Origin of the sequence: Hephaestia mangrovi (genome assembly GCF_019880555.1) — a bacterium.
GTDB lineage: Bacteria > Pseudomonadota > Alphaproteobacteria > Sphingomonadales > Sphingomonadaceae > Sphingomonas > Sphingomonas mangrovi.
The window spans coordinates 542,721-562,776 of the sequence record NZ_JAINVU010000001.1; the positions used below are offsets into that span (position 1 = coordinate 542,721).

The window sequence follows — 20,056 nt, forward strand, 5'->3', positions numbered from 1 at the left end:
ACTACTGAAACAAGAGATACCGCCAGCACCTTCGGGCTGCTGGGCCAGCGTCTCCCGTCACGTCCGGTTCACCGGACACCCAGCCCGGGACGGGGGCTCGCTTCGCATTTTCCGGGCTGGACCTGGGGTCGATCGCGAGATCGGCCTCGCAAGCACCCTTGGGATTGGCCCTGGGGTGCCTCTGTTAAGGAGCAACGGATCATGCGCACTGGCGTGATCGCGAAGAAAATGGGGATGACCCGCCTGTTCCAGGACGACGGCCGCCATGTGCCGGTCACCGTTCTGGCGCTCGAAGGCGTTCAAGTCGTCGCCCGTCGCGAAATGGATAAGGACGGCTATGTCGCCGTCCAGGTCGGCGCCGGCAGCGCCAAGGCCAAGAATGTCGCCAAGCCGCAGCGCGGCCACTTTGGCAAGGCCGAAGTCGAGCCGAAGGCGATCCTCTGCGAATTCCGCGTCGAGGAAGATGGCCTGCTGGACGTCGGGGCCGAACTCTCGGCCGATCACTTCGTCGCCGGCCAGCTGGTCGACGTGTCGGGTCGGACCCAGGGCAAGGGCTTTGCCGGCGCGATGAAGCGCTGGGGCTTCGGCGGTCTGCGCGCCACCCACGGCGTGTCGGTCTCGCACCGTTCGCACGGTTCGACGGGTAACCGCCAGGATCCGGGCCGCGTCTTCAAGAACAAGAAGATGGCCGGCCACATGGGCGACCGCAACCGCACGCAGCAGAACCTCGAGATCGTCGGCACCGACGCCGAGCGCGGCCTGCTTTTCGTCAAGGGCTCGGTGCCCGGCTCGAAGGGCGGCTGGCTGATCGTCAAAGACGCCGTCAAGGTCGCACGCCACAAGGACGCGCCGTACCCGGCCGGCCTGAAGGCCGCCGCCAACAGCAACAATGTAGCCGCCGAGACGCCTGCGGAAGACACCGCGGCTCCCGAGGCCACCGAAGGCCAGGAGGGCTGAACGTGAAGGTCAAGGTTTCCTCCTTCGACGCCAAGGCGAAAGCGGCGGACGTCGAGCTCAACGACGAGGTTTTCGGCCTCGATCCGCGCGCCGACATCCTCCACCGCGTCGTCACCTGGCAGCTCGAAAAGCGTCGCGGCACCGCCCGCGGCACCCGCGAGCGCGCCGATGTCGCTCGCACCGGCAAGAAGTTCGGTCGCCAGAAGGGCGGCGGTACGGCTCGACACGGCGATCGTCGTGCCCCGGTCTTCATCGGCGGTGGTAAGGCACACGGCGCCCGCGTCCGCGACTTCAATCCGTCGCTGAACAAGAAGATTCGTGCGCTTGGCCTGAAGATGGCGCTTTCGAGCCATGCCAAGGCCGGCTCGCTGATCATCATGGACGGACTCGAGGTCAAGGATGGCAAGACCAAGGTGCTCGCCGCCGATCTCGCCAAGCTCGGCTTCGGCAAGTCGGCGCTGATCATCGACGGCGACGCGGTCGAGACGAGCTTCGCGCACGCCGCGGGCAACCTGGTGCACGTCAACGTGCTCCCGGCCGCCGGCGCCAACGTCTACGACATTTTGAAGCACGACACGCTGGTCCTGACCCGCGCTGCCGTCGAGAAGCTGGAGGCGCGCTTCAATGGCTAAGAAGCAGAAAGCCGACGTCGACGTCCGTCATTACGACGTGATCCTCGCGCCGCACATCACCGAGAAGTCGACGCTCCTTTCCGAGCAGAACGCGGTGGTGTTCAAGGTGGCGGGCACCGCGACCAAGCCGCAGATCAAGGCGGCGGTCGAGGCGCTGTTCAGCGTCGACGTGACCGGCGTCAACACCATCGTCCAGAAGGGCAAGACCAAGAAGTGGAAGGGCGCGCCCTACACGCGCTCGGACATCAAGAAAGCGATCGTGACGTTGAAGGACGGCCAGTCGATCGACGTGACGACGGGGATCTGAGGCAATGGCACTCAAGCATTACAACCCGACCAGCCCGGCGCGACGCGGACTCATCCTCGTCGATCGTTCGGGGCTGCACAAGGGGGCGCCGGTCAAGGCGCTGACCGAGGGCAAGCGCAAGACCGGTGGCCGCAACAACAAGGGTCATGTCACCTCGCGTGGCATCGCCGGCGGTCACAAGCAGCGCTATCGCTACATCGACTTCAAGCGTCGCAAGTGGGACGTCGAAGGCACGGTGGAGCGGCTCGAATACGATCCCAACCGCACCGCGTTCATCGCGCTGGTGAAGTATGAGGATGGTGAGCTTGCCTATATCCTGGCGCCGCAGCGGCTCGCCGCGGGCGACAAGGTGGTCGCCGCCAAGAAGGCTGACGTGAAGCCCGGCAACGCGATGGAGCTCGGCCAGATGCCGGTCGGCACCATCGTCCACAATGTCGAGATGAAGCCCGGCAAGGGCGGTCAGATCGCGCGGTCGGCGGGCACTTATGCCCAGGTCGTTGGTCGTGACCGCGGCATGGTCATCATGCGCCTCAACTCGGGTGAGCAGCGCTACATTCGTTCGGAGTGCATGGCGACGGTGGGCGCGGTGTCGAACCCCGACAACCAGAACCAGAACTTCGGTAAAGCAGGCCGCTCGCGCTGGATGGGCAAGCGTCCGCTGACCCGCGGCGTCGCCAAGAACCCGGTCGATCACCCGCACGGCGGTGGTGAAGGCCGGACCTCGGGCGGCCGTCATCCGGTCACCCCGTGGGGCAAGCCGACCAAGGGCGCGCGCACGCGCAACAACAAGCAGACCGACAAGATGATCATCCGGTCGCGTCACGCGAAGAAGAAGAGGTAAGTCATGGCCCGTTCCGTCTGGAAAGGTCCGTTCGTCGACCTGCATCTGTTGAAGAAGACCGAAGCCGCGCAGGATTCGGGCGGCCGTGCGCCGATCAAGACCTGGTCGCGTCGTTCGACCATCCTGCCGCAGTTCGTTGGGCTGACGTTCAACGTCTACAACGGCCGCAAGTTCGTGCCGGTCTCGGTCAACGAGGACATGGTCGGCATGAAGCTGGGTGAATTCGCGCCGACGCGCTACTTCCCCGGCCACGCCGCCGACAAGAAGGGTAAGCGCTGATGTCGAAGCAAGCAGCTCCGCGCCGCGTGGGTGACAAGGAAGCGCTGGCCGTCGCGACGCAGATTCGCGGCTCGGCCCAGAAGCTGAACCTGGTCGCCGGCCTGATCCGCGGCAAGAAGGCCGACGAGGCGCTCAACATCCTCGCTTTCTCGAAGCGGGCGATGGCGGTTGACGCGCGCAAGGTCCTCGCCTCCGCGATCGCCAATGCCGAGAACAACCATAACCTCGACGTCGACGCGCTCGTCGTCGCCGAAGCGTCGGTCGGCAAGTCGATCACCATGAAGCGTTTCGCCACCCGCGGCCGCGGCAAGTCGACGCGCATCCTGAAGCCGTTCTCGCGGCTTCGCATCGTCGTCCGCGAGCAGGAAGAAGCATAATGGGTCAGAAGAGCAATCCGATCGGCCTGCGTCTGCAGATCAACCGCACCTGGGACAGCCGCTGGTTCGCCGAGGGCGCCGATTACGGCCGTCTCCTCATGGAGGATCTCAAGATCCGCAAGTACATCGTCGAAACGCTGCCGCAGGCCGCGATCTCGAAGGTGGTGATCGAGCGTCCGGCCAAGCTGTGCCGCGTGTCGATCTATGCGGCGCGCCCCGGCGTGATCATCGGCAAGAAGGGCGCCGATATCGAGAAGCTGCGCCGGAAGCTCGCTGCGATGACCTCGTCGGACGTAAGCCTGAACATCGTCGAGATCCGCAAGCCGGAGATCGATGCCAAGCTCGTCGCGCAGGGCGTCGCCGATCAGCTCGAACGTCGTATCGCTTTCCGTCGCGCGATGAAGCGCGCGGTGCAGTCGGCGCTGCGGCTCGGTGCCGAGGGCATCCGGATCACCTGCGGCGGCCGTCTCGGCGGCGCCGAGATCGCGCGGACCGAATGGTATCGTGAAGGCCGCGTGCCGCTGCACACGCTGCGCGCGAACGTCGATTATGCCGAAGCCACGGCGCACACCGCTTATGGCGTGTGCGGCGTCAAGGTGTGGATCTTCAAGGGCGAGATCCTCGGCCACGATCCGATGGCGCAGGACCGGCTGATGATGGAAGCGCAGACCTCGGGCGTGCGCCCGGCGCGCGACGATCGCCGCTAAGGTTGGGATAAGAGAAAATGCTGCAACCGAAACGCACCAAGTTCCGCAAGGCCTTCAAGGGCCGCATCCATGGCGACGCCAAGGGTGGCACGGCGCTCAACTTCGGCTCCTACGGGCTGAAGGCGATGGAGCCGGAGCGGATCACTGCCCGCCAGATCGAGGCCGCTCGTCGTGCGATCACGCGTCACATCAAGCGCCAGGGTCGCTTGTGGATTCGCGTGTTCCCGGACGTGCCGGTGTCGTCGAAGCCCGCCGAAGTCCGCATGGGCTCGGGCAAGGGTTCGCCCGAATTCTGGGCAGCGCGCGTCAAGCCCGGCCGCATCCTGTTCGAGCTGGACGGTGTGCCCGGCCCGCTCGCGGCGGAGGCATTCGAGCGTGCAGCGATGAAGCTGCCGATCAAGACCAAGGTGGTGGCGCGTCTCGGCGACACCTCGCACCTGGAAGGATAAGTCATGGCCCGGATCGATGATCTCAAGGCGAAGACCGACGACCAGCTCGACGAAGAGCTGGGCAACCTGAAGCGCGAGGCGTTCAACCTGCGTTTCCAGGCCGCCACGAACCAGCTCGAGAAGCCGAGCCGGGTTCGCGAAGTCCGTCGCGACATCGCTCGTATCAAGACGCTGCAGACCGCGCGGACGCGCGACGCTGCGGCCGCGAAGTAAGGAAGACGACAATGCCCAAGCGCGTGCTGACGGGACAGATCGTCTCGGACAAGACCGACAAGACCGTAGTGGTCCGGGTGGAGCGGAACGTGAAGCATCCGCTCTACGGCAAGATCATCCGCCGGTCGAAAAAGTATCATGCCCATGATGAGGGCAATGAATACAAGCAGGGTGAAACGGTGCGTATCGAAGAGACCGCTCCGATCTCCAAGCTCAAGACCTGGAAGGTGATCGAGCGGGTTAACACCCACGCGACACCCGAGCGGGTCGACGTCGACGCGTAAGCGATAAGAGAAGCTGGAACCGCCGGGCTTTCCCGGTAGGCCATTTGAGAAGGAAACGGATCGATGATCCAGATGCAATCCAATCTCGACGTCGCGGACAACAGCGGCGCCAAGCGGGTTCAGTGCATCAAGGTGCTGGGCGGCTCGAAGCGTCGCTTTGCCGGCGTCGGCGACATCATCGTCGTCAGCGTCAAGGAAGCGCAGCCGCGCGGCCGCGTGAAGAAGGGTGACGTGCACCGTGCCGTCATCGTGCGTACCGCGAAGGACATTCGCCGTGCCGACGGATCGGTGATCCGCTTCGACAGCAATGCCGCCGTCCTGGTCAACAAGAACGAGGAGCCGATCGGCACCCGTATCTTCGGCCCGGTGGTTCGCGAGCTGCGCGCCAAGAAGCACATGAAGATCATTTCGCTCGCGCCGGAGGTGCTGTGATGGCTGCCGCCAAGATCAAGAAGGGTGACCGCGTGATCGTCCTGTCCGGCAAGGACAAGGGCCGCACCGGCGATGTCCTCCAGGCGATGCCGAAGGACGGCAAGGTCGTGGTGTCGGGCGTCAACGTCCACGTGCGCCACGTCAAGCCGAGCCAGGCCGATCCCCAGGGTGGCCTGAAGCGTTCGGAAGCGCCGATGCACATTTCCAAGGTCGCGCACGTGACCAAGGACGGCAAGCCGACCCGCGTCCGGTTCGAGACGCAGGACGGCAAGAAGGTCCGCGTGGCCGTGAAGACCGGAGACAAGATCGATGGCTGATAAGGCTTACAAGCCCCGCATGCGCGGCATCTACGACGACACGATCGTCAAGGCGATGACCGACAAGTTCGGCTACAAGAATGTCTACGAAGTCCCCAAGATCGAGAAGATCGTGCTCAACATGGGCGTGGGCGAGGCGACGCAGGACAAGAAGAAGGTCGAGCAGGCCGCGCGAGAGATGGAGCTGATCGCCGGTCAGAAGCCGGTCGTCACCAAGGCGAAGAAGTCGATCGCGCAGTTCAAGCTGCGTGAGGGCATGCCGATCGGCTGCAAGGTCACGCTGCGTCGCGAGCGCATGTACGAGTTCCTTGATCGTCTGATCACGATCGCGATGCCCCGCATCCGCGACTTCCGTGGTCTGAACGCCAAGTCGTTCGACGGTCGCGGCAATTACGCGATGGGTCTCAAGGAACAGCTCGTGTTCCCCGAGATCAACTATGACCAGATCGACAAGGTCCGCGGCATGGACATCATCGTTACCACCACGGCGAAGACCGACGAGGAAGCGCGCGAGCTGCTGCGTCTGTTCGGTTTCCCGTTCCCGCAGGCCGACGCTGACCAGCGTCAGGCCGCGTAATAGAGGAAGAACTTAAGTCATGGCGAAACTGAGTTCGATCAACAAAAATGAGCGTCGCAAGAAGCTGGTGAAGAAGTACGCCGGCCGTTATGCGAAGCTGAAGGCGATGGCGAAGGATCAGTCGCTCGATGAGACCGAGCGTCTGATCGCGCGTCTGAAGATGGCGGAGATTCCGCGCAACGGAAACCCGACGCGCATCCGTAACCGCTGCGAGGTCACCGGCCGTCCGCGCGCTTACTATCGCAAGTTCCGTCTCTGCCGCGTGCAGCTGCGTGATCTGGCCAACAAGGGCCTGATCCCGGGTGTCACGAAGTCGAGCTGGTAAGGATTAGATCATGGCATTGACCGATCCCTTGGGTGATATGCTCACCCGCATCCGCAACGGCCAGCGCGCGCGCAAGGATTCTGTCCTGTCGCCGGGCTCGAAGCTGCGCGTCCGCGTGCTCGACGTGCTCCAGCGCGAGGGTTATATCCGCGGCTATTCCGAGGAAGAGATGGGGCCCGCCAAGGGCATCCGTATCGAGCTCAAATATTTCGAGGGCCAGCCGGCGATCAAGCACGTCGCGCGCGTCTCGAAGCCGGGCCGTCGCGTCTACAGCGGTTCCAAGGAACTGCCGCGCGTCCAGAACGGCCTGGGCATCACCATCGTCTCGACGCCGCGTGGCGTGCTTTCGGATGCCGAGGCACGCGACCAGAATGTCGGCGGCGAAGTGCTGGCGGAGGTGTTCTGATGAGCCGCACCGGTAAGAAGGCGATCACCGTTCCGAACGGTGTCACCGCCAACATGGCCGACGGGCAGCTTTCGGTGAAGGGGCCCAAGGGCACCCTGTCGATGCCGCTCGCTGACGAAGTGAGCTACGAGATCGGTGACGGCACCATCTCGGTGAAGCCGAACAACGAGACCAAGCGGGCTCGCTCGTTCTGGGGCATGCAGCGCACGCTGATCCAGAATTTGGTGACCGGCGTGACCGAGGGCTTCTCCAAGACGCTCGAGATCACCGGCGTCGGCTATCGCGCCACCGCGCAGGGCAAGACGCTCAAGCTGCAGCTCGGCTACAGCCACGACGTCAACTTCGCGGTGCCGGAGGGCATCGAGATCAAGACGCCCGATCAGACCACGGTCGAGATTTCGGGCATCGACAAGCAGAAGGTCGGCCAGGTTGCCGCCGAGATCCGCCGTTGGCGCAAGCCGGAGCCGTACAAGGGCAAGGGCATCAAGTATCGCGGCGAGTATATCTTCCGCAAGGAAGGGAAGAAGAAGTGATGACCAAGGGTCTTTCTCTTTTCGAAAAGCGGCGTCGCCGCAATCGCACCGCGCTCAAGGCGCGCGCCGGCGGTCGTCCGCGGCTGTCGGTCCATCGCTCGGGCAAGCATATCTATGCCCAGGTGATCGACGATGCCGAGGGCAAGACGCTGGCATCGGCCTCCAGCCTCGAGAAGAAGGACGCGCGGACCAAGTCCGGCGCGAATGTCGACGCGGCGACCGAGGTCGGCAAGCGCCTGGCCGAAGCGGCCAAGGCGGCGGGCGTGACGCAGGTCGTGTTCGATCGCGGCGGTTTCCTGTTTCATGGCCGCGTCAAGGCGCTGGCCGAGGCCGCCCGTGAAGGCGGATTGGAGTTCTGACGATGGCTGACGAAAACACCACCGGTCAGGGCAACCAGCCCGAAGCGACGCTGGCGCCCGAGACCACCAACCAGGAAATCACCAATCGCGAACCGCGCGGCCGTGGACCGCGCGGCGGTCGCGGTGGCGATCGTGGCGGTCGCGGTCGTGACGGCCGTGGTCGTCGTGACGATCGTCGCGGCGGCGGCGCCGATGACGGCGGCGAGGAGCTGATCGAGAAGCTGGTCCACATCAACCGCGTGTCGAAGACGGTGAAGGGCGGCAAGCGCTTCGGTTTCGCCGCGCTGGTCGTGGTCGGTGACGGCAAGGGCCGCGTCGGCTTCGGCCATGGCAAGGCCCGCGAGGTTCCGGAAGCGATCTCGAAGGCGACCGCTTCGGCCAAGAAGGCGATGGTCCGCGTGCCGCTGAAGGAAGGCCGCACGCTGCATCATGACGGCAACGGCCATTTCGGCGCGGGTCGCGTGACGGTGCGGTCGGCGCCGGCCGGGACCGGCATCATCGCCGGCGGCCCGATGCGCGCGATCTTCGAATCGCTCGGCGTCGCCGACGTGGTGACTAAGTCGGTCGGCACCTCGAACCCGTACAACATGATCCGCGCGACCTTCGAGGCGCTCGGCGAGCAGACCTCGCCCAAGAGCGTCGCGCAGCGTCGTGGCAAGAAGATCGCCGACCTGCTCGGCCGTGGTGGGTCGCAGACCGCCGAGGCCGACGCCGCGGCCGTCACGGAGTAAGTCACGATGGCAGCCAAGAAAGAAGCAGCCGCGACGGTGAAGGTGACCCAGACCGGGTCGCCGATCCGCCGCACCAAGGACCAGCTCGCGACCTTGAAGGGGCTCGGCCTCGGCAAGATGCACCGCACCGTCGAGTTGAAGGACTCGCCCGAAGTGCGCGGCATGATCCGCAAGGTCCAGCACATGGTGTCGGTCGAGGGCTGAAGCCTTCAATCGACCCGTGACAAACAAGGGGCAGGGGGCTAGAGGCCCCCTTCCTCATTTTTCAGCGCGAACATAGCGAAAGCGAGTGCACAATCATGAAACTCAACGAACTCCGCGATAATGACGGCGCCCGCAAGGGTCGGATGCGTGTCGGCCGTGGCATCGGCTCGGGCAAGGGCAAGACCGGCGGCCGTGGCCAGAAGGGTCAGAAGAGCCGCGAGGGCGTCTCGATCAACGGCTTCGAGGGCGGCCAGATGCCGCTGCACATGCGTCTGCCGAAGCGCGGCTTCAACAACATCTTCGCCAAGGATTATGCCGAGGTGAACCTGGGCGCGATCCAGAAGGCGGTCGACGCCAAGAAGCTCGACGCCAAGGGCACGATCGATCACGCCGCGCTGAAGGCTGCCGGCCTGGCGCGTGGCGGCAAGCACGGCGTCCGCCTGCTCGGCAAGGGCGAGCTGACCGCGAAGCTGAGCTTCGTCGTCGCCGGCGCGTCCAAGTCGGCCAAGGAAGCGGTCGAAAAGGCTGGCGGATCGGTCGAGATCCCGACGGTCGTCCCCGCTGCCGAGAAGGCCGCGGCCAAGAAGGGCACCGCGAAGAAGGCCAAGGCCTGAACGCCGGGTTAGACAATAGCCTTGTAACGACTATATGAGCGGCGGGGGCGGGTGACTGCTATCCCGCCGCTTTCAGTTTCCAGGACGAACAGCATAATGGCATCCGCAGCCAACCAGATGGCTTCCAGCATCAGCCTGGCGAATTTCACCAAGGCAACCGATCTCAAGAAGCGCCTGTGGTTCACCCTCGGCGCGCTGATCGTGTTCCGCCTGCTGAGCTATGTGCCGCTGCCGGGCGTCGATCCTACCGCGCTCGGCCTGCTGTCGCAGCAGACCTCGGGCGGCGTGCTCGATTTCTTCAATTCCTTCTCGGGCGGCGCCTTGAAGCGCATGTCGCTGACGGCGCTCGGCGTGATGCCGTACATCACCGCCTCGATCGTCGTGCAGCTCGCCACCTCGCTCAGCCCACAGCTCGCGGCGATCAAGAAGGAAGGCGAATCGGGCCGGATGCGGCTCAATCAATACACCCGCTACGGCACGGTCGCGCTCACCGCGATCCAGGGCTATTTCATCGCCGTCGGCCTTGAGGCGCTGGGCGCCAACCAGGGCGTTCAGGCGGTGGTGCTGCCCGGCATGCTGTTCCGCTTGACCGCGGTGGTCAGCCTGGTCGGCGGCACGATGTTCCTGATGTGGCTCGGCGAGCAGATCACCAGCCGCGGCATCGGCAACGGCGTCAGCCTCATCATCATGGCCGGCATCGTCGCCAACATGCCGACCCAGCTCATCAACCTGTTGAATGGGGGCCGCACCGGCTCGATGAGCACGCTCAACATCATCCTGATCATCTCGGCGATCGTCGGCCTGGTGCTGTTCATCTGCTTCATGGAGCTGGCGCAGCGCCGCATCCTGATCCAATACCCCAAGCGCCAGACCCAGCGCGGGATGCAGGCCGATCGCAGCCATCTGCCGTTGAAGCTCAACACCGCCGGCGTGATCCCGCCGATCTTCGCCTCGTCGCTGCTGCTGATGCCGCTGACGGTGAGCCAGTTCGCCGGCCAGAAGGTGGCGGGGCAGGGCTGGTGGGGCGATCTCATCATCACGCTCAACCAGTATCTCCAGCACGGTAGCCCGGTGTACATGCTGCTGTATGGCGCGGGCATCATCTTCTTCTCGTTCTTCTACACCGCGGTGGTGTTCAATCCCGAGGAGACGGCGGACAATCTGAAACGCCACGGCGGCTTCATCCCCGGCATTCGCCCGGGCAAGAACACCGAGGTCTATTTCGATTACGTGCTCACCCGCATCACGGTGGTCGGCGCCGGCTATCTGGCGATCATTTGCCTGGTGCCCGAATACCTCGTCTCGGCGCTGGCGATCCCGTTCTATCTGGGCGGCACGTCGCTGCTGATCGTCGTCAACGTGACGATGGATACGGTGACGCAGATCCAGAGCCACCTCTACGCGCAGCAATATGGCGATCTGATCAAGAAGGCTCGCCTCAAGGGCGGCCGCCTGCGCTGACAGCCCAAGACAACGAACAGGGGAGCGTTGCCGATGGACATCATTCTGCTTGGCCCGCCGGGGGCGGGTAAGGGCACGCAGGCGGAGCGGCTGGTGGCCGATCGCGGTATGGTGCAGCTTTCGACCGGCGACATGCTGCGCGCTGCGGTCAAGGCGGGCACCGAGGTCGGGCTCAAGGCCAAGGCGGTGATGGACGCCGGCGAGCTGGTGTCGGACGAGATCGTTTCGGCGATCATCGGCGAGCGGCTCGATCAGATCGACCACGCGACAGGCGTCATCTTCGACGGCTATCCGCGCACCAGGGCCCAGGCCGAATCGCTGGATACGCTGCTCGGCGATCGCGGGCGCAAGCTCGATTACGTGATCGAGCTCGAGGTCGACGAGGATGCGCTGGTCGAGCGGATCACCGGTCGCTTCACCTGCGCGGTATGCGGCGCGGGCTATCACGATAAATTCAAGTTGCCCAAGGTGCCTGGCACCTGCGACGTCTGCGGCAGCCACGAGTTCAAGCGCCGCCCCGACGACAATGCCGAAACGGTGCGCACCCGCATGGTCGAATATCGCGCCAAGACCGCGCCGATCCTGCCGATCTACGAAGCGCGCGGGCTCGTCCGCCGTGTCGACGGCATGGCCGATATCGATCACGTCACCCAGGCCATCGAAGCGATCCTCGACGGCAAGGCCTGATCGCCGCGTTTCACCGTCGCACCCGAACGGGCCGTCGTTCGGAACGCGGAAATATTTCATATTTCTCCGAACCGTAACGCGGGCGTCATGCTGGCTCGCCAAATCCCCCCTGCCAACACGCAGGCAAATCCGTTCGCGATCACTGCCGGCGACCGGGCCAAACAGGGGACTAGTTTATGCGCAAGATGCCGATGATGGCGGCCGTTTCCTGCATCGCGTTGATGCTCAGTTCGTGCCACGATTCGAATGATCCGCCGCCGGTTTCAGCGCCGACCCCGACGCCCAGCCCGTCGCCTTCGCCATCACCGACGCCCACGCCGACCCCGCCGCCTTCGCAGGAGGATGCCGCCGATACGGCGACGCCGATCAAGCACCTGGTGGTGATTTTCGACGAAAACGAATCGTTCGATCACTATTTCGGCACCTATCCGGAAGCGACCAACCCCAGTGGCGAGCCGATGTTCACCGCTGCCGCCGATACCCCGACGGTGAACGGCTATAACGCCGACAAATCGCTGCTGACCGACAACCCCAACACGAAGAACGCCGACAATCTGGCGACGGGCGTTCCGGCCGAACAGATGAACCCGTTCCGCATCGATCGCGCGCAGTTCGATACCACCAGCCAGAACCACGCCTATACCGCCGAGCAGAAAGCATCGGACAACGGCAAGATGGATGCCTTCGTCGCATTCACCGGCCGCAGTTCGCAAGGCGGCGCCGGCGCATTCGGCACCGCGGCGCAGGTGATGGGCTATTTCGACGGCAACACCGTCACCGCGCTGTGGAATTACGCCCAGCATTTCGCGATGAGCGACAACGCCTTCACCGATTCGTTCGGCCCCTCGTCGCCGGGCGCGATCAACGTCGTCTCGGGCACGACCGCCGGCGCGTCGAACGCCAACGGCGCGGTCGCCGACGGGCAGGGCGGCTATACGATGATCGGCGACCCCGATCCCGAAGGCGACGTCTGTTCGAGCACCAAGGCGAACAGCACGCTGCACATGCTCGGCAAGAATATCGGCGATCTGCTCAACGCCGCCGGCCTCACCTGGGGTGGCTTCATGGGCGGGTTCGATCTCACGCTGACCAACGACAATGGCACCACCGCGTGCAAGCGCAGCACCGTGTCGCCCAACACCAGCCGCACGGTGACGGACTACACGCCCCACCACGCCTGGTTCCAATATTACGCCTCGACCGCCAACCTGAAGCACACGCGGCCGAGTTCGGTCGCCATGATCGGTCATACCGAGCCCGATCTCGACAAGACCGATGCGCCGGTTCACCACCAATATGACCTCGAGGATTTCTATACGGCGGTGAAGGCGGGCAATTATCCGTCGGTCAGCTACGTCAAGATGTCGGCCTATCAGGATGCGCACCCGGGCAATTCAAACCCGCTCGACGAGCAGGCCGGCGTCGTCAAGCTGCTCAATTTCCTGCAGCAGCAGCCCGATTGGAAGAACACCGCCGTTATCGTCACTTACGACGATTCGGATGGTTGGTACGATCATCAGGCGCCGAACATCCTCAACGCCTCGTCCGATCCCGATGCCGATCAGCTCAATGGCGCGGGCAAGTGCACCGGCCCCGACGCGAAGCCGGCGGTGGGGCTGGACGGCAAGGTGGTGAACGGCCGTTGCGGCCCGGGCTCGCGCATCCCGTTCCTCGTGATCTCGCCTTATGCCAAGGTAAATTATGTTTCGAATACCTTGCTCACCCAGGCTTCGGTGGTGCGCTTCATCGAGGATAACTGGCTGAGCGGAAAGCGGCTCGGCGGCGGGTCGAACGACGCGATCACCGGCAGCATCATGGAACTGTTCGATTTCAAGGCCAATCCGCACCTCGCGCCATTCTATCTCGATCCGAAGACCGGCATGCAGGTTTCGCAGCCGCCCGCCTGACCTCGGGGTCGCCCGGTGCGCTATGCCTCGCGGCGTACCGGGCGGCACCATAGCAAAACAATGACCCGCCGCTCTTGACCGACACGCATCGCTTCACCTCCGCCGTTCCCGGCGCGAGCCGGCCTCGCAGGGTGTTGTCGCGCCTGGCGGCGGTCGCGGCGATCGTCTGCGCCGTGATGGCGATCGGCGCGGCGCGCATCCTGGCGCATCCGGCCGAATCGCCGGCCGTGCTCGTGCCGTTGGTCGAGCGGCTGACCGGCGCCAATCCGCATCCGATCAAGCTCGTCCGCCCGCCCGATCAGCCACTCAGTACCCTGGCAAAGATCGGCGAGCGGCTGTTCCACGATCCGTCGCTCTCCGCGTCGGGCCGCCAGTCGTGCGCCTCGTGCCACAGCCCGGCGCATGATTACGGTCCACCTAACGCGCTTTCGGTGCAGCTTGGCGGGCCTGATCTGCAGCGCGAGGGGCTGCGCCCGCCGCCGTCGCTCGCCTATCTCTATCGCCAGACGGTGTTCAGCATCGGCCCGCCGGTCGACGACAATGACAATCCGGTCTCGCTCGGCCAGCTCGCGCAGCAAGCGCAGGGCAAGGCGCTGGCGGTCAAATCGGCGGGGACGGCGCCCGTCGCCGCACCCGTGCCGCAGGGCGGGCTGTTCTGGGACGGCCGCGCCGATACGCTGATGGCGCAGGCGACGGGGCCGATGATGAACCCGGCGGAAATGGCCGATACCAGCGTCGCAGAGGTCGCCGCCAAGCTCGAGCGCGGCGGCTATGTGGCGCTGCTGCGGCCCTTGTTCGGGCGAACCGTGGTGAACAACCCGGCGATGCTCTACGATGAGGCGATGTCGGCTCTGTCGCGTTACCAGATCGAGGCACGCGCTTTCCATCGGTTCGACAGCAAATATGACTATTGGCTCGAAGGCAAGGCGCGGCTGAGCCCTGCCGAGTTGCGCGGCATGAAGCTGTTCAACGATCCGCTAAAGGGCAATTGCGCGGCGTGCCATATCAGCCAGCCGGGCGCCGACGGTATGCCGCCGATCTTCACCGATACCGAATATGAAGCGCTGGGCGTGCCGCGCAATCGCGCGCTCGCCGTCAACCGCGATCCTGGCTTTCACGACATGGGCCTGTGCGGCCCGCTGCGCACCGATCTCGCGCAGCAGACGCAATATTGCGGCATGTTCCTGACGCCGACGCTGCGCAACGTCGCGCGGCGCAAAGTGTTCTTCCACAACGGCGTCTATCACGATCTCCACGACGTGCTGCGCTTCTACGATTTCCGCGATACCGCGCCCGGCCGCATCTATCCGCGCGACGCCACCGGCCGGGTTCGCAAATATGACGATCTGCCGCGGCGCTATTGGGCCAATATCGACGTCGCCGATGCCCCGTTCGACCGCCATCGAGGGGACAAGCCGCCGCTCAGCGATGCCGAGATGGAGGACATCATCGCGTTTCTCGGCACGCTCGACGATGGCTACGAACCGCCCTCGCACTGACATTCGTTCGGCCGGCGCCCCTCCGTCACGACAGGGCCGAATGACGAATTTTTCATCATGGCGTCACAGCGCCGATCGCCGGCCGGTCGTAGAACGGCGGGGCAGGCGGCATCCCGCTGCCGCACCGGAGTTCCGACGATGACCCTTCGTATCCTCGCCTCGCTCGCCGCCGTGACGCTGCTCGCCGCGCCGGCGATGGCCGCCACCACCGCCAAGACCGTCACCAAGCACCATGTCGTCAAGCATCACGTGGTGAAGGCCAAGACCAAGGTGGCTGCCAAGCCCGCCAAGGCCGCTGCTCCCGCCAAGGCGTCGTAAGCGCCTCCCGACGCATCTCCTCGGGCGTCGCGGCCGGCGGGAAGCGGGGGCTTTCCGCCGGCCATTTTCTTGTCCTTCGCGAAGGCGTAAGCCGGGCATATGACGCGCAAGATCCTCGTCGTCGAAGACGATGCCGCGACCGCCGCCTATCTGGCCAAGGGGCTGGCCGAAGCCGGCTACAGCGTGGAAACCTGCGGCAACGGGCGCGATGGCCTGTTCCTGGCCAGCGAGGGCGTGTTCGATCTGATCGTCGCCGATCGCATGCTGCCGGGGATCGACGGGCTGGCGATGCTCTCCGCGATCCGCGCCGCCGGGATAACCGCGCCGGCGCTGGTCCTGTCCGCGCTCGGCACCGTCGATGATCGGATCGACGGGCTGCGCGCCGGCGCCGACGATTATCTCTGCAAGCCCTTCTCGTTCGGCGAGCTTTCTGCGCGCGTCGAGGCGTTGATGCGCCGCACGGATCGCGCGACCACCGGCGGCAAGCCGACGCGGATCATCGTCGGCGATCTCGAAATCGATCTGCTCGGCCGTCAGGTTTCGAGGCAGGGCCGGCCGATCGCGCTCGGCGCACGCGAATACAGCATCCTCGAATATCTCGCGCGCCACGCCGGCCAGGTCGTCACGCGGACGATGATGCTGGAGAAGATCTGGAATTATCATTTCGATCCCGGCTCTAACGTGGTCGACGTCCATGTCGGCCGGCTGCGGCGCAAGCTGGAGGAGGGCTTCGACAGCCCGATCCTGCATACCGTGCGCGGCGCCGGCTATCGCCTCGCCCCGGCCGCCTGATGCGGCTTTCCTTCACCGCGCGCCTCGCGGTGCTGGCGATCACGCTGGCGTTGATTTCCAGCCTCGCCTCGGTCTTCCTGATCTGGAACGGCATCCATAACGACGCGATCGCCGCGCTGCGCCGCGATACGGTGGAGCAGGCGCAGGATTTCGTTTCGGTTTACCGCAGCGGCGGCTTTCCGGCGCTCCGCGAGGCGATAAACGCGGCGCGCGATCCCGATGACGACACGCTGATCCTGGCGGTGCTCGATGCGCGCGGCCAGCGCGTGATGGGCGTTGGCCCGGTGACCACCGCGGTCCAGCCGCTCGCGGGAACGCCGTTCAGCATCGCCGTGCCCGGCCACAGCGCGCAATGGACAGGCCGCGAGGCGGGCTTCGCGATCCATCGGGTGGGCCGATACTGGCTGATGACCGGCCGCCTGCTTGACGATTGGGAGCAGGAACAGCGCACGATCGAGCATGTCGTCGGCCTGTCGATCCTGCTCGCGATCGTCACCGGCATCGCCACTGGCCTGGTGGTGACGCGCTATGTCGGCCGCCGGCTCAATCGCATCGCCGATGTCGTCGAGGCGGTGAGCGGGGGCGATTTCGCCGACCGCGTGGAAACCGTCGCGGGCGGGCGTGATGCGTTTGATCGGCTCGCTATCCGCCTCAACGCGATGCTCGATCGGATCGAGCAGCTCGTCGGCGAGTTGCGCGCCGTCACCGACTCGCTTGCCCATGATCTGCGCTCGCCGCTCGCCCGGCTGCGCGCACGCGCCGAGCAGGCGTCGCTGGCCGAGGATGCCGGCGCGCGCGAAGCGGCCTTGTCCGGGCTGCTGGTTGAAACCGACATGATGATGCGGATGCTGACGACGCTGCTCGAGATCGGGCGCTCGGCGGCGATGGGGCGCGATCGTTTCGTGATGGCGGAGCCAGGGGCGATCCTGGAAGAACTGACCGAGCTTTATGGTCCCGTCGTCGAGGAAGCGCGCATGGCGCTCACGCTCGACATTGCGCCCGATCTGCCGGCGATGGCGGTGCATCGCGAATTGCTCTCGCAGGCGCTCGCCAACCTCATCGACAATGCGCTGCGCCACGCCGGATCGGGCGGAACGCTGGCGCTATCGGTGTCACGCGGAGACGGCGGGGTGCGGTTCGCGGTCGCCGATCGCGGCCCCGGCATCGATCCCGCCGATCGCGAGGAGGCGATCCGCCGGTTCGGCCGTCTCGATCGCGCGCGCAGCCAGCCGGGGGCGGGGCTTGGTCTTTCGCTGGTCGATGCGGTTGCGCGGTTGCACGGCGGCCACCTTGAGCTTGCCGACAACGCGCCGGGCCTGCGCGCGACGATCGTGATCCCCGCCTGATCTGGCCATTTCCGGCGCCCGTCGATACAGGCTCGCGCGATGGACGCGCTCACTCTGTTCGGCCTGGCGGCGATCAGCCTCATGCTGGTTTGCTATCTTCTGGAGGATCGCGGGCCGATCTGGACGCTGGGCTTCGCTGCGTGCTGCGCGCTGAGTTCGGTATATGGCTTTCTGCAGGGCGCATGGCCGTTCGGCGTCGTCGAATTGATCTGGACCGGCGTGGCGCTGTATCGCTGGCGCAAGCGCATCGCGGGCGCTTGACTCGCGGCGTTCGCACACCTATCTGCGCATCATTCCGATCACACCGGTTTTCCGGCGGCGCCGCTGCGCGCTTGCCGGCATTCTTGCGTTTCGGAATGCAACGCGATGAGATGGGGCGTGTGCGGCCATGCCGCGCCCTGTGGAGCTAGGAGAACAGAGTTCATGGCACGTATTGCGGGCGTCAACATCCCGACCAACAAGCGCGTGGTGATCGCGCTTACCTATATCCACGGCATTGGCCCGGCCAAGGCCAAGCAAATCACCGAGAAGCTGAACATCGCGCCCGAGCGTCGCGTGCAGGACCTGACGGACGCCGAAGTCCTGCAGATCCGCGAGACGATCGATGCCGAGCACAGCGTCGAGGGCGATCTTCGTCGCGAAACCGCGATGAACATCAAGCGGCTGATGGACCTCGCGTCCTATCGCGGCCTGCGCCATCGTCGCGGTCTGCCGGTTCGCGGCCAGCGCACGCATACCAATGCGCGCACCCGCAAGGGCAAGGCCAAGCCGATCGCCGGTAAAAAGAAGTAAGCGCTTCGCCTCAACGGCAGCTGCTTTCCTTCCAGCTTTTCAGATTAGGTTAGGGATACAACAATGGCACGCGAACCTCAGCGCATTCGTCGGCGCGAGCGCAAGAACATCACCGCGGGCGTCGCGCATGTGAACGCCAGCTTCAACAACACCATGATCACGATCACCGATGCCCAGGGCAACGCGATCTCGTGGTCGTCGGCCGGCATGATGGGCTTCAAGGGCTCGCGCAAGTCGACCCCTTATGCGGCGCAGGTCGCTGCCGAGGACGCCGGCAAGAAGGCCGCCGAGCACGGCGTCCGCACCCTGGAGGTCGAGGTCAAGGGTCCGGGATCGGGCCGCGAATCGGCGCTTCGCGCGCTGCAGGCGGTTGGCTTCCAGATCACCTCGATCCGTGACGTGACCTCGATCCCGCACAACGGCGTGCGTCCGTCCAAGCGTCGCCGCGTCTGATTTTGCTTCGTCCGCGCGCGGTTGATCGCGCCGCGCGGACGATCCTCCCACGGCCGGAGCCAGCCCTCAGCTCCCGCCCAAAACCAAGGGGAAGCCCGTGTCTGTCAATGCAAAGAACTGGCAGGAACTGAAGAAGCCGAACGGCCTCGAGAAGAAGTCGGGCGGCGACGGCAAGCGCAAGGCGACCTTTGTCGCCGAGCCGCTCGAGCGTGGCTTCGGCCTGACGCTCGGCAATGCGCTGCGCCGCGTGCTGCTCTCGTCGCTGCAAGGCGCCGCCGTCACCTCGATCAAGATCGAGAACGTGCTGCACGAATTCTCGTCGCTCGCCGGCGTGCGCGAGGACGTCACCGACATCGTCCTCAACGTCAAGCAGATCGCGCTCAAGATGGAAGGCGAGGGGCCCAAGCGCCTGCAGCTTTCCGCGACCGGCCCCGGCGAAGTCAAGGCCGGCGACATCGCGGTCAGCGGCGATATCGAGGTGATGAACCCCGATCTCGTCATCTGCCACCTCGACGACGGCGCGACGCTCAACATGGAGCTGACTGCGGATACCGGTAAGGGCTATGTCCCTGCGGTTGCCAACCGTCCGGCCGATGCGCCGATCGGCCTGATCCCGGTCGACGCGCTGTATTCGCCGGTGCGCCAGGTCAGCTACAAGGTCGATCCGACCCGCGTCGGTCAGGATCTCGATTACGACAAGCTGACGCTGACGATCGAGACCGATGGCACCGTGACGCCCGAGGATGGCCTGGCCTATGCCGCGCGGATCCTGCAGGACCAGCTCACGTTGTTCGTCCATTTCGACGATCAGGCGATGGCGCAGGCGTCCGCCGTCGGCCAGGCCGCTCCGGCGGCCGCCGAGGCGCAGACCGACACGCAGCAGATCAACCGCTATCTGCTCAAGAAGGTCGACGAGCTGGAGCTCAGCGTCCGTTCGGCCAACTGCCTGAAGAACGACAACATCATCTATATCGGCGATCTCGTGCAGAAGACCGAGGCGGAGATGCTGCGCACGCCGAACTTCGGCCGCAAGTCCTTGAACGAGATCAAGGAAGTGTTGTCGTCGATGGGGCTGCGGCTGGGTATGGAAATCCCCGGCTGGCCGCCCGAGAACATCGAGGAAATGGCCAAGAAGCTCGAGCAAGAGATTTTGGGCTGAGGCGCACCGGATTAGCGGAACGCTAATCCGAAGACGTCGCAAGCCCGGCCGGCGGGCGTAGCCCGTCCGACGACGCGGAATTCACTTCCGCGTCGGGC

32 protein-coding genes are annotated in these 20,056 nt (G+C 65.1%); 31 read left to right on the top strand and 1 reads right to left on the bottom strand.

Translation table 11 applies throughout. The features are described from left to right. Nucleotides 1-201 precede the first annotated feature (201 nt). From rplC to K7G81_RS02640, 22 genes are all read left to right on the top strand, one after another. On the top strand, nt 202-957 hold the full coding sequence (rplC, locus tag K7G81_RS02535; RefSeq protein ID WP_223029155.1) for a 50S ribosomal protein L3: 756 nt from the start codon (nt 202-204) through the stop codon (nt 955-957). Nucleotides 958-959: 2 nt separating this feature from the next. Then, nucleotides 960-1,589 (top strand): 50S ribosomal protein L4, encoded by a 630-nt coding sequence (gene rplD / locus K7G81_RS02540; protein ID WP_223029156.1) that lies wholly within the window; start codon nt 960-962, stop codon nt 1,587-1,589. Then, entirely contained in the window at nt 1,582-1,896 is a 315-nt protein-coding gene (locus tag K7G81_RS02545; protein ID WP_223029157.1) for a 50S ribosomal protein L23, read from the top strand. The genes rplD and K7G81_RS02545 overlap by 8 nt, the downstream gene beginning before the upstream one ends. A gap of 4 nt (nt 1,897-1,900) precedes the next feature. Continuing rightward, complete coding sequence (gene rplB, locus K7G81_RS02550) at nt 1,901-2,737, top strand: 50S ribosomal protein L2 (protein ID WP_223029158.1); 837 nt, start codon at nt 1,901-1,903, stop codon at nt 2,735-2,737. A 3-nt stretch (nt 2,738-2,740) separates the two neighbouring features. Beyond that, nucleotides 2,741-3,016, top strand: coding sequence for a 30S ribosomal protein S19 (rpsS, locus tag K7G81_RS02555; RefSeq protein ID WP_223029159.1), 276 nt, complete (start codon nt 2,741-2,743; stop codon nt 3,014-3,016). Next, complete coding sequence (gene rplV / locus K7G81_RS02560; RefSeq protein WP_223029160.1) at nt 3,016-3,393, top strand: 50S ribosomal protein L22; 378 nt, start codon at nt 3,016-3,018, stop codon at nt 3,391-3,393. Before rpsS ends, rplV begins: the two co-directional genes overlap by 1 nt. Continuing rightward, complete coding sequence (gene rpsC, locus K7G81_RS02565) at nt 3,393-4,100, top strand: 30S ribosomal protein S3 (protein ID WP_223029161.1); 708 nt, start codon at nt 3,393-3,395, stop codon at nt 4,098-4,100. Before rplV ends, rpsC begins: the two co-directional genes overlap by 1 nt. A 17-nt stretch (nt 4,101-4,117) precedes the next feature. After that, the gene (gene rplP, locus K7G81_RS02570; protein WP_223029162.1) at nt 4,118-4,549 is read left to right on the top strand and encodes a 50S ribosomal protein L16; all 432 of its coding nucleotides are present in this window, start codon (nt 4,118-4,120) and stop codon (nt 4,547-4,549) included. A gap of 3 nt (nt 4,550-4,552) precedes the next feature. Continuing rightward, nucleotides 4,553-4,762: a 50S ribosomal protein L29 gene (gene rpmC, locus K7G81_RS02575; RefSeq protein WP_223029163.1), complete on the top strand. Its 210-nt coding sequence runs from the start codon at nt 4,553-4,555 to the stop codon at nt 4,760-4,762. A gap of 11 nt (nt 4,763-4,773) precedes the next feature. After that, entirely contained in the window at nt 4,774-5,046 is a 273-nt protein-coding gene (rpsQ, locus tag K7G81_RS02580; protein WP_223029164.1) for a 30S ribosomal protein S17, read from the top strand. Nucleotides 5,047-5,109: 63 nt separating this feature from the next. Beyond that, entirely contained in the window at nt 5,110-5,478 is a 369-nt protein-coding gene (gene rplN / locus K7G81_RS02585) for a 50S ribosomal protein L14 (protein WP_223029165.1), read from the top strand. Beyond that, entirely contained in the window at nt 5,478-5,795 is a 318-nt protein-coding gene (gene rplX / locus K7G81_RS02590) for a 50S ribosomal protein L24 (protein WP_223029166.1), read from the top strand. The genes rplN and rplX overlap by 1 nt, the downstream gene beginning before the upstream one ends. After that, the gene (gene rplE / locus K7G81_RS02595) at nt 5,788-6,372 is read left to right on the top strand and encodes a 50S ribosomal protein L5 (RefSeq protein WP_223029167.1); all 585 of its coding nucleotides are present in this window, start codon (nt 5,788-5,790) and stop codon (nt 6,370-6,372) included. Before rplX ends, rplE begins: the two co-directional genes overlap by 8 nt. Nucleotides 6,373-6,391: 19 nt before the next feature. Beyond that, a complete protein-coding gene (gene rpsN, locus K7G81_RS02600) occupies nt 6,392-6,697 on the top strand; it encodes a 30S ribosomal protein S14 (protein WP_223029168.1) in 306 nt (101 codons plus the stop codon). A gap of 10 nt (nt 6,698-6,707) precedes the next feature. Further along, a complete protein-coding gene (rpsH, locus tag K7G81_RS02605) occupies nt 6,708-7,103 on the top strand; it encodes a 30S ribosomal protein S8 (protein ID WP_119037675.1) in 396 nt (131 codons plus the stop codon). Continuing rightward, nucleotides 7,103-7,636 carry a 50S ribosomal protein L6 gene (gene rplF, locus K7G81_RS02610; RefSeq protein ID WP_223029169.1) on the top strand — a complete coding sequence of 178 codons (534 nt, stop codon included), beginning with the start codon at nt 7,103-7,105 and terminating at the stop codon, nt 7,634-7,636. The genes rpsH and rplF overlap by 1 nt, the downstream gene beginning before the upstream one ends. Further along, nucleotides 7,636-7,995 carry a 50S ribosomal protein L18 gene (gene rplR / locus K7G81_RS02615; RefSeq protein WP_223029170.1) on the top strand — a complete coding sequence of 120 codons (360 nt, stop codon included), beginning with the start codon at nt 7,636-7,638 and terminating at the stop codon, nt 7,993-7,995. Before rplF ends, rplR begins: the two co-directional genes overlap by 1 nt. Before the next feature lie 2 nt (nt 7,996-7,997). Further along, nucleotides 7,998-8,726, top strand: coding sequence for a 30S ribosomal protein S5 (gene rpsE / locus K7G81_RS02620; protein WP_255586489.1), 729 nt, complete (start codon nt 7,998-8,000; stop codon nt 8,724-8,726). Between the two features lie 6 nt (nt 8,727-8,732). Next, nucleotides 8,733-8,930: a 50S ribosomal protein L30 gene (gene rpmD, locus K7G81_RS02625; RefSeq protein WP_223029171.1), complete on the top strand. Its 198-nt coding sequence runs from the start codon at nt 8,733-8,735 to the stop codon at nt 8,928-8,930. A gap of 95 nt (nt 8,931-9,025) precedes the next feature. After that, nucleotides 9,026-9,544, top strand: a complete 519-nt coding sequence (gene rplO, locus K7G81_RS02630; RefSeq protein WP_223029172.1) for a 50S ribosomal protein L15 — start codon at nt 9,026-9,028, stop codon at nt 9,542-9,544. Between the two features lie 96 nt (nt 9,545-9,640). Continuing rightward, nucleotides 9,641-11,005, top strand: coding sequence for a preprotein translocase subunit SecY (gene secY / locus K7G81_RS02635; protein WP_223029173.1), 1,365 nt, complete (start codon nt 9,641-9,643; stop codon nt 11,003-11,005). A 33-nt stretch (nt 11,006-11,038) separates the two neighbouring features. Continuing rightward, on the top strand, nt 11,039-11,692 hold the full coding sequence (locus K7G81_RS02640) for an adenylate kinase (protein ID WP_223029174.1): 654 nt from the start codon (nt 11,039-11,041) through the stop codon (nt 11,690-11,692). 169 nt (nt 11,693-11,861) lie between these two features. Here K7G81_RS02640 and K7G81_RS02645 read toward each other — a convergent pair whose 3' ends face one another. Further along, nucleotides 11,862-12,062, bottom strand: coding sequence for a hypothetical protein (locus K7G81_RS02645; protein ID WP_223029175.1), 201 nt, complete (start codon nt 12,060-12,062; stop codon nt 11,862-11,864). Nucleotides 12,063-12,072: 10 nt separating this feature from the next. On the opposite strand from K7G81_RS02645, the gene K7G81_RS02650 reads away from it, so the two are divergent. From K7G81_RS02650 to K7G81_RS02690, 9 genes are all read left to right on the top strand, one after another. Next, nucleotides 12,073-13,599, top strand: coding sequence for a phospholipase C (locus K7G81_RS02650; RefSeq protein ID WP_223029176.1), 1,527 nt, complete (start codon nt 12,073-12,075; stop codon nt 13,597-13,599). Between the two features lie 74 nt (nt 13,600-13,673). Next, complete coding sequence (locus tag K7G81_RS02655; RefSeq protein ID WP_223029177.1) at nt 13,674-15,098, top strand: cytochrome-c peroxidase; 1,425 nt, start codon at nt 13,674-13,676, stop codon at nt 15,096-15,098. 138 nt (nt 15,099-15,236) lie between these two features. Then, entirely contained in the window at nt 15,237-15,416 is a 180-nt protein-coding gene (locus K7G81_RS02660) for a hypothetical protein (protein WP_223029178.1), read from the top strand. A gap of 99 nt (nt 15,417-15,515) precedes the next feature. Continuing rightward, the gene (locus K7G81_RS02665; RefSeq protein WP_223029179.1) at nt 15,516-16,208 is read left to right on the top strand and encodes a response regulator transcription factor; all 693 of its coding nucleotides are present in this window, start codon (nt 15,516-15,518) and stop codon (nt 16,206-16,208) included. Further along, nucleotides 16,208-17,554: a HAMP domain-containing sensor histidine kinase gene (locus K7G81_RS02670; RefSeq protein WP_223029180.1), complete on the top strand. Its 1,347-nt coding sequence runs from the start codon at nt 16,208-16,210 to the stop codon at nt 17,552-17,554. The genes K7G81_RS02665 and K7G81_RS02670 overlap by 1 nt, the downstream gene beginning before the upstream one ends. Nucleotides 17,555-17,593: 39 nt before the next feature. Next, nucleotides 17,594-17,815, top strand: coding sequence for a hypothetical protein (locus K7G81_RS02675; protein ID WP_223029181.1), 222 nt, complete (start codon nt 17,594-17,596; stop codon nt 17,813-17,815). Nucleotides 17,816-17,977: 162 nt separating this feature from the next. Beyond that, complete coding sequence (gene rpsM, locus K7G81_RS02680) at nt 17,978-18,346, top strand: 30S ribosomal protein S13 (protein ID WP_223029182.1); 369 nt, start codon at nt 17,978-17,980, stop codon at nt 18,344-18,346. A gap of 63 nt (nt 18,347-18,409) precedes the next feature. Continuing rightward, complete coding sequence (rpsK, locus tag K7G81_RS02685) at nt 18,410-18,799, top strand: 30S ribosomal protein S11 (RefSeq protein WP_007405180.1); 390 nt, start codon at nt 18,410-18,412, stop codon at nt 18,797-18,799. Nucleotides 18,800-18,896: 97 nt separating this feature from the next. Next, nucleotides 18,897-19,958, top strand: coding sequence for a DNA-directed RNA polymerase subunit alpha (locus tag K7G81_RS02690; RefSeq protein ID WP_223029183.1), 1,062 nt, complete (start codon nt 18,897-18,899; stop codon nt 19,956-19,958). Nucleotides 19,959-20,056: the final 98 nt, after the last annotated feature.

Excerpts from the sequence above, each read along its gene's own strand:
- rplC (WP_223029155.1), top strand. The coding sequence starts at position 202 with ATGCGCACTGGCGTGATCGCGAAGAAAATGGGGATGACCCGCCTGTTC.
- K7G81_RS02545 (WP_223029157.1), top strand. The coding sequence starts at position 1,582 with ATGGCTAAGAAGCAGAAAGCCGACGTCGACGTCCGTCATTACGACGTG.
- rplB (WP_223029158.1), top strand. The coding sequence starts at position 1,901 with ATGGCACTCAAGCATTACAACCCGACCAGCCCGGCGCGACGCGGACTC.
- rpsS (WP_223029159.1), top strand. The coding sequence starts at position 2,741 with ATGGCCCGTTCCGTCTGGAAAGGTCCGTTCGTCGACCTGCATCTGTTG.
- rplV (WP_223029160.1), top strand. The coding sequence starts at position 3,016 with ATGTCGAAGCAAGCAGCTCCGCGCCGCGTGGGTGACAAGGAAGCGCTG.
- rpsC (WP_223029161.1), top strand. The coding sequence starts at position 3,393 with ATGGGTCAGAAGAGCAATCCGATCGGCCTGCGTCTGCAGATCAACCGC.
- rplP (WP_223029162.1), top strand. The coding sequence starts at position 4,118 with ATGCTGCAACCGAAACGCACCAAGTTCCGCAAGGCCTTCAAGGGCCGC.
- rpmC (WP_223029163.1), top strand. The coding sequence starts at position 4,553 with ATGGCCCGGATCGATGATCTCAAGGCGAAGACCGACGACCAGCTCGAC.
- rpsQ (WP_223029164.1), top strand. The coding sequence starts at position 4,774 with ATGCCCAAGCGCGTGCTGACGGGACAGATCGTCTCGGACAAGACCGAC.
- rplN (WP_223029165.1), top strand. The coding sequence starts at position 5,110 with ATGATCCAGATGCAATCCAATCTCGACGTCGCGGACAACAGCGGCGCC.
- rplX (WP_223029166.1), top strand. The coding sequence starts at position 5,478 with ATGGCTGCCGCCAAGATCAAGAAGGGTGACCGCGTGATCGTCCTGTCC.
- rplE (WP_223029167.1), top strand. The coding sequence starts at position 5,788 with ATGGCTGATAAGGCTTACAAGCCCCGCATGCGCGGCATCTACGACGAC.
- rpsN (WP_223029168.1), top strand. The coding sequence starts at position 6,392 with ATGGCGAAACTGAGTTCGATCAACAAAAATGAGCGTCGCAAGAAGCTG.
- rpsH (WP_119037675.1), top strand. The coding sequence starts at position 6,708 with ATGGCATTGACCGATCCCTTGGGTGATATGCTCACCCGCATCCGCAAC.
- rplF (WP_223029169.1), top strand. The coding sequence starts at position 7,103 with ATGAGCCGCACCGGTAAGAAGGCGATCACCGTTCCGAACGGTGTCACC.
- rplR (WP_223029170.1), top strand. The coding sequence starts at position 7,636 with ATGACCAAGGGTCTTTCTCTTTTCGAAAAGCGGCGTCGCCGCAATCGC.
- rpsE (WP_255586489.1), top strand. The coding sequence starts at position 7,998 with ATGGCTGACGAAAACACCACCGGTCAGGGCAACCAGCCCGAAGCGACG.
- rpmD (WP_223029171.1), top strand. The coding sequence starts at position 8,733 with ATGGCAGCCAAGAAAGAAGCAGCCGCGACGGTGAAGGTGACCCAGACC.
- rplO (WP_223029172.1), top strand. The coding sequence starts at position 9,026 with ATGAAACTCAACGAACTCCGCGATAATGACGGCGCCCGCAAGGGTCGG.
- secY (WP_223029173.1), top strand. The coding sequence starts at position 9,641 with ATGGCATCCGCAGCCAACCAGATGGCTTCCAGCATCAGCCTGGCGAAT.
- K7G81_RS02640 (WP_223029174.1), top strand. The coding sequence starts at position 11,039 with ATGGACATCATTCTGCTTGGCCCGCCGGGGGCGGGTAAGGGCACGCAG.
- K7G81_RS02660 (WP_223029178.1), top strand. The coding sequence starts at position 15,237 with ATGACCCTTCGTATCCTCGCCTCGCTCGCCGCCGTGACGCTGCTCGCC.
- K7G81_RS02665 (WP_223029179.1), top strand. The coding sequence starts at position 15,516 with ATGACGCGCAAGATCCTCGTCGTCGAAGACGATGCCGCGACCGCCGCC.
- K7G81_RS02670 (WP_223029180.1), top strand. The coding sequence starts at position 16,208 with ATGCGGCTTTCCTTCACCGCGCGCCTCGCGGTGCTGGCGATCACGCTG.
- K7G81_RS02675 (WP_223029181.1), top strand. The coding sequence starts at position 17,594 with ATGGACGCGCTCACTCTGTTCGGCCTGGCGGCGATCAGCCTCATGCTG.
- rpsM (WP_223029182.1), top strand. The coding sequence starts at position 17,978 with ATGGCACGTATTGCGGGCGTCAACATCCCGACCAACAAGCGCGTGGTG.
- rpsK (WP_007405180.1), top strand. The coding sequence starts at position 18,410 with ATGGCACGCGAACCTCAGCGCATTCGTCGGCGCGAGCGCAAGAACATC.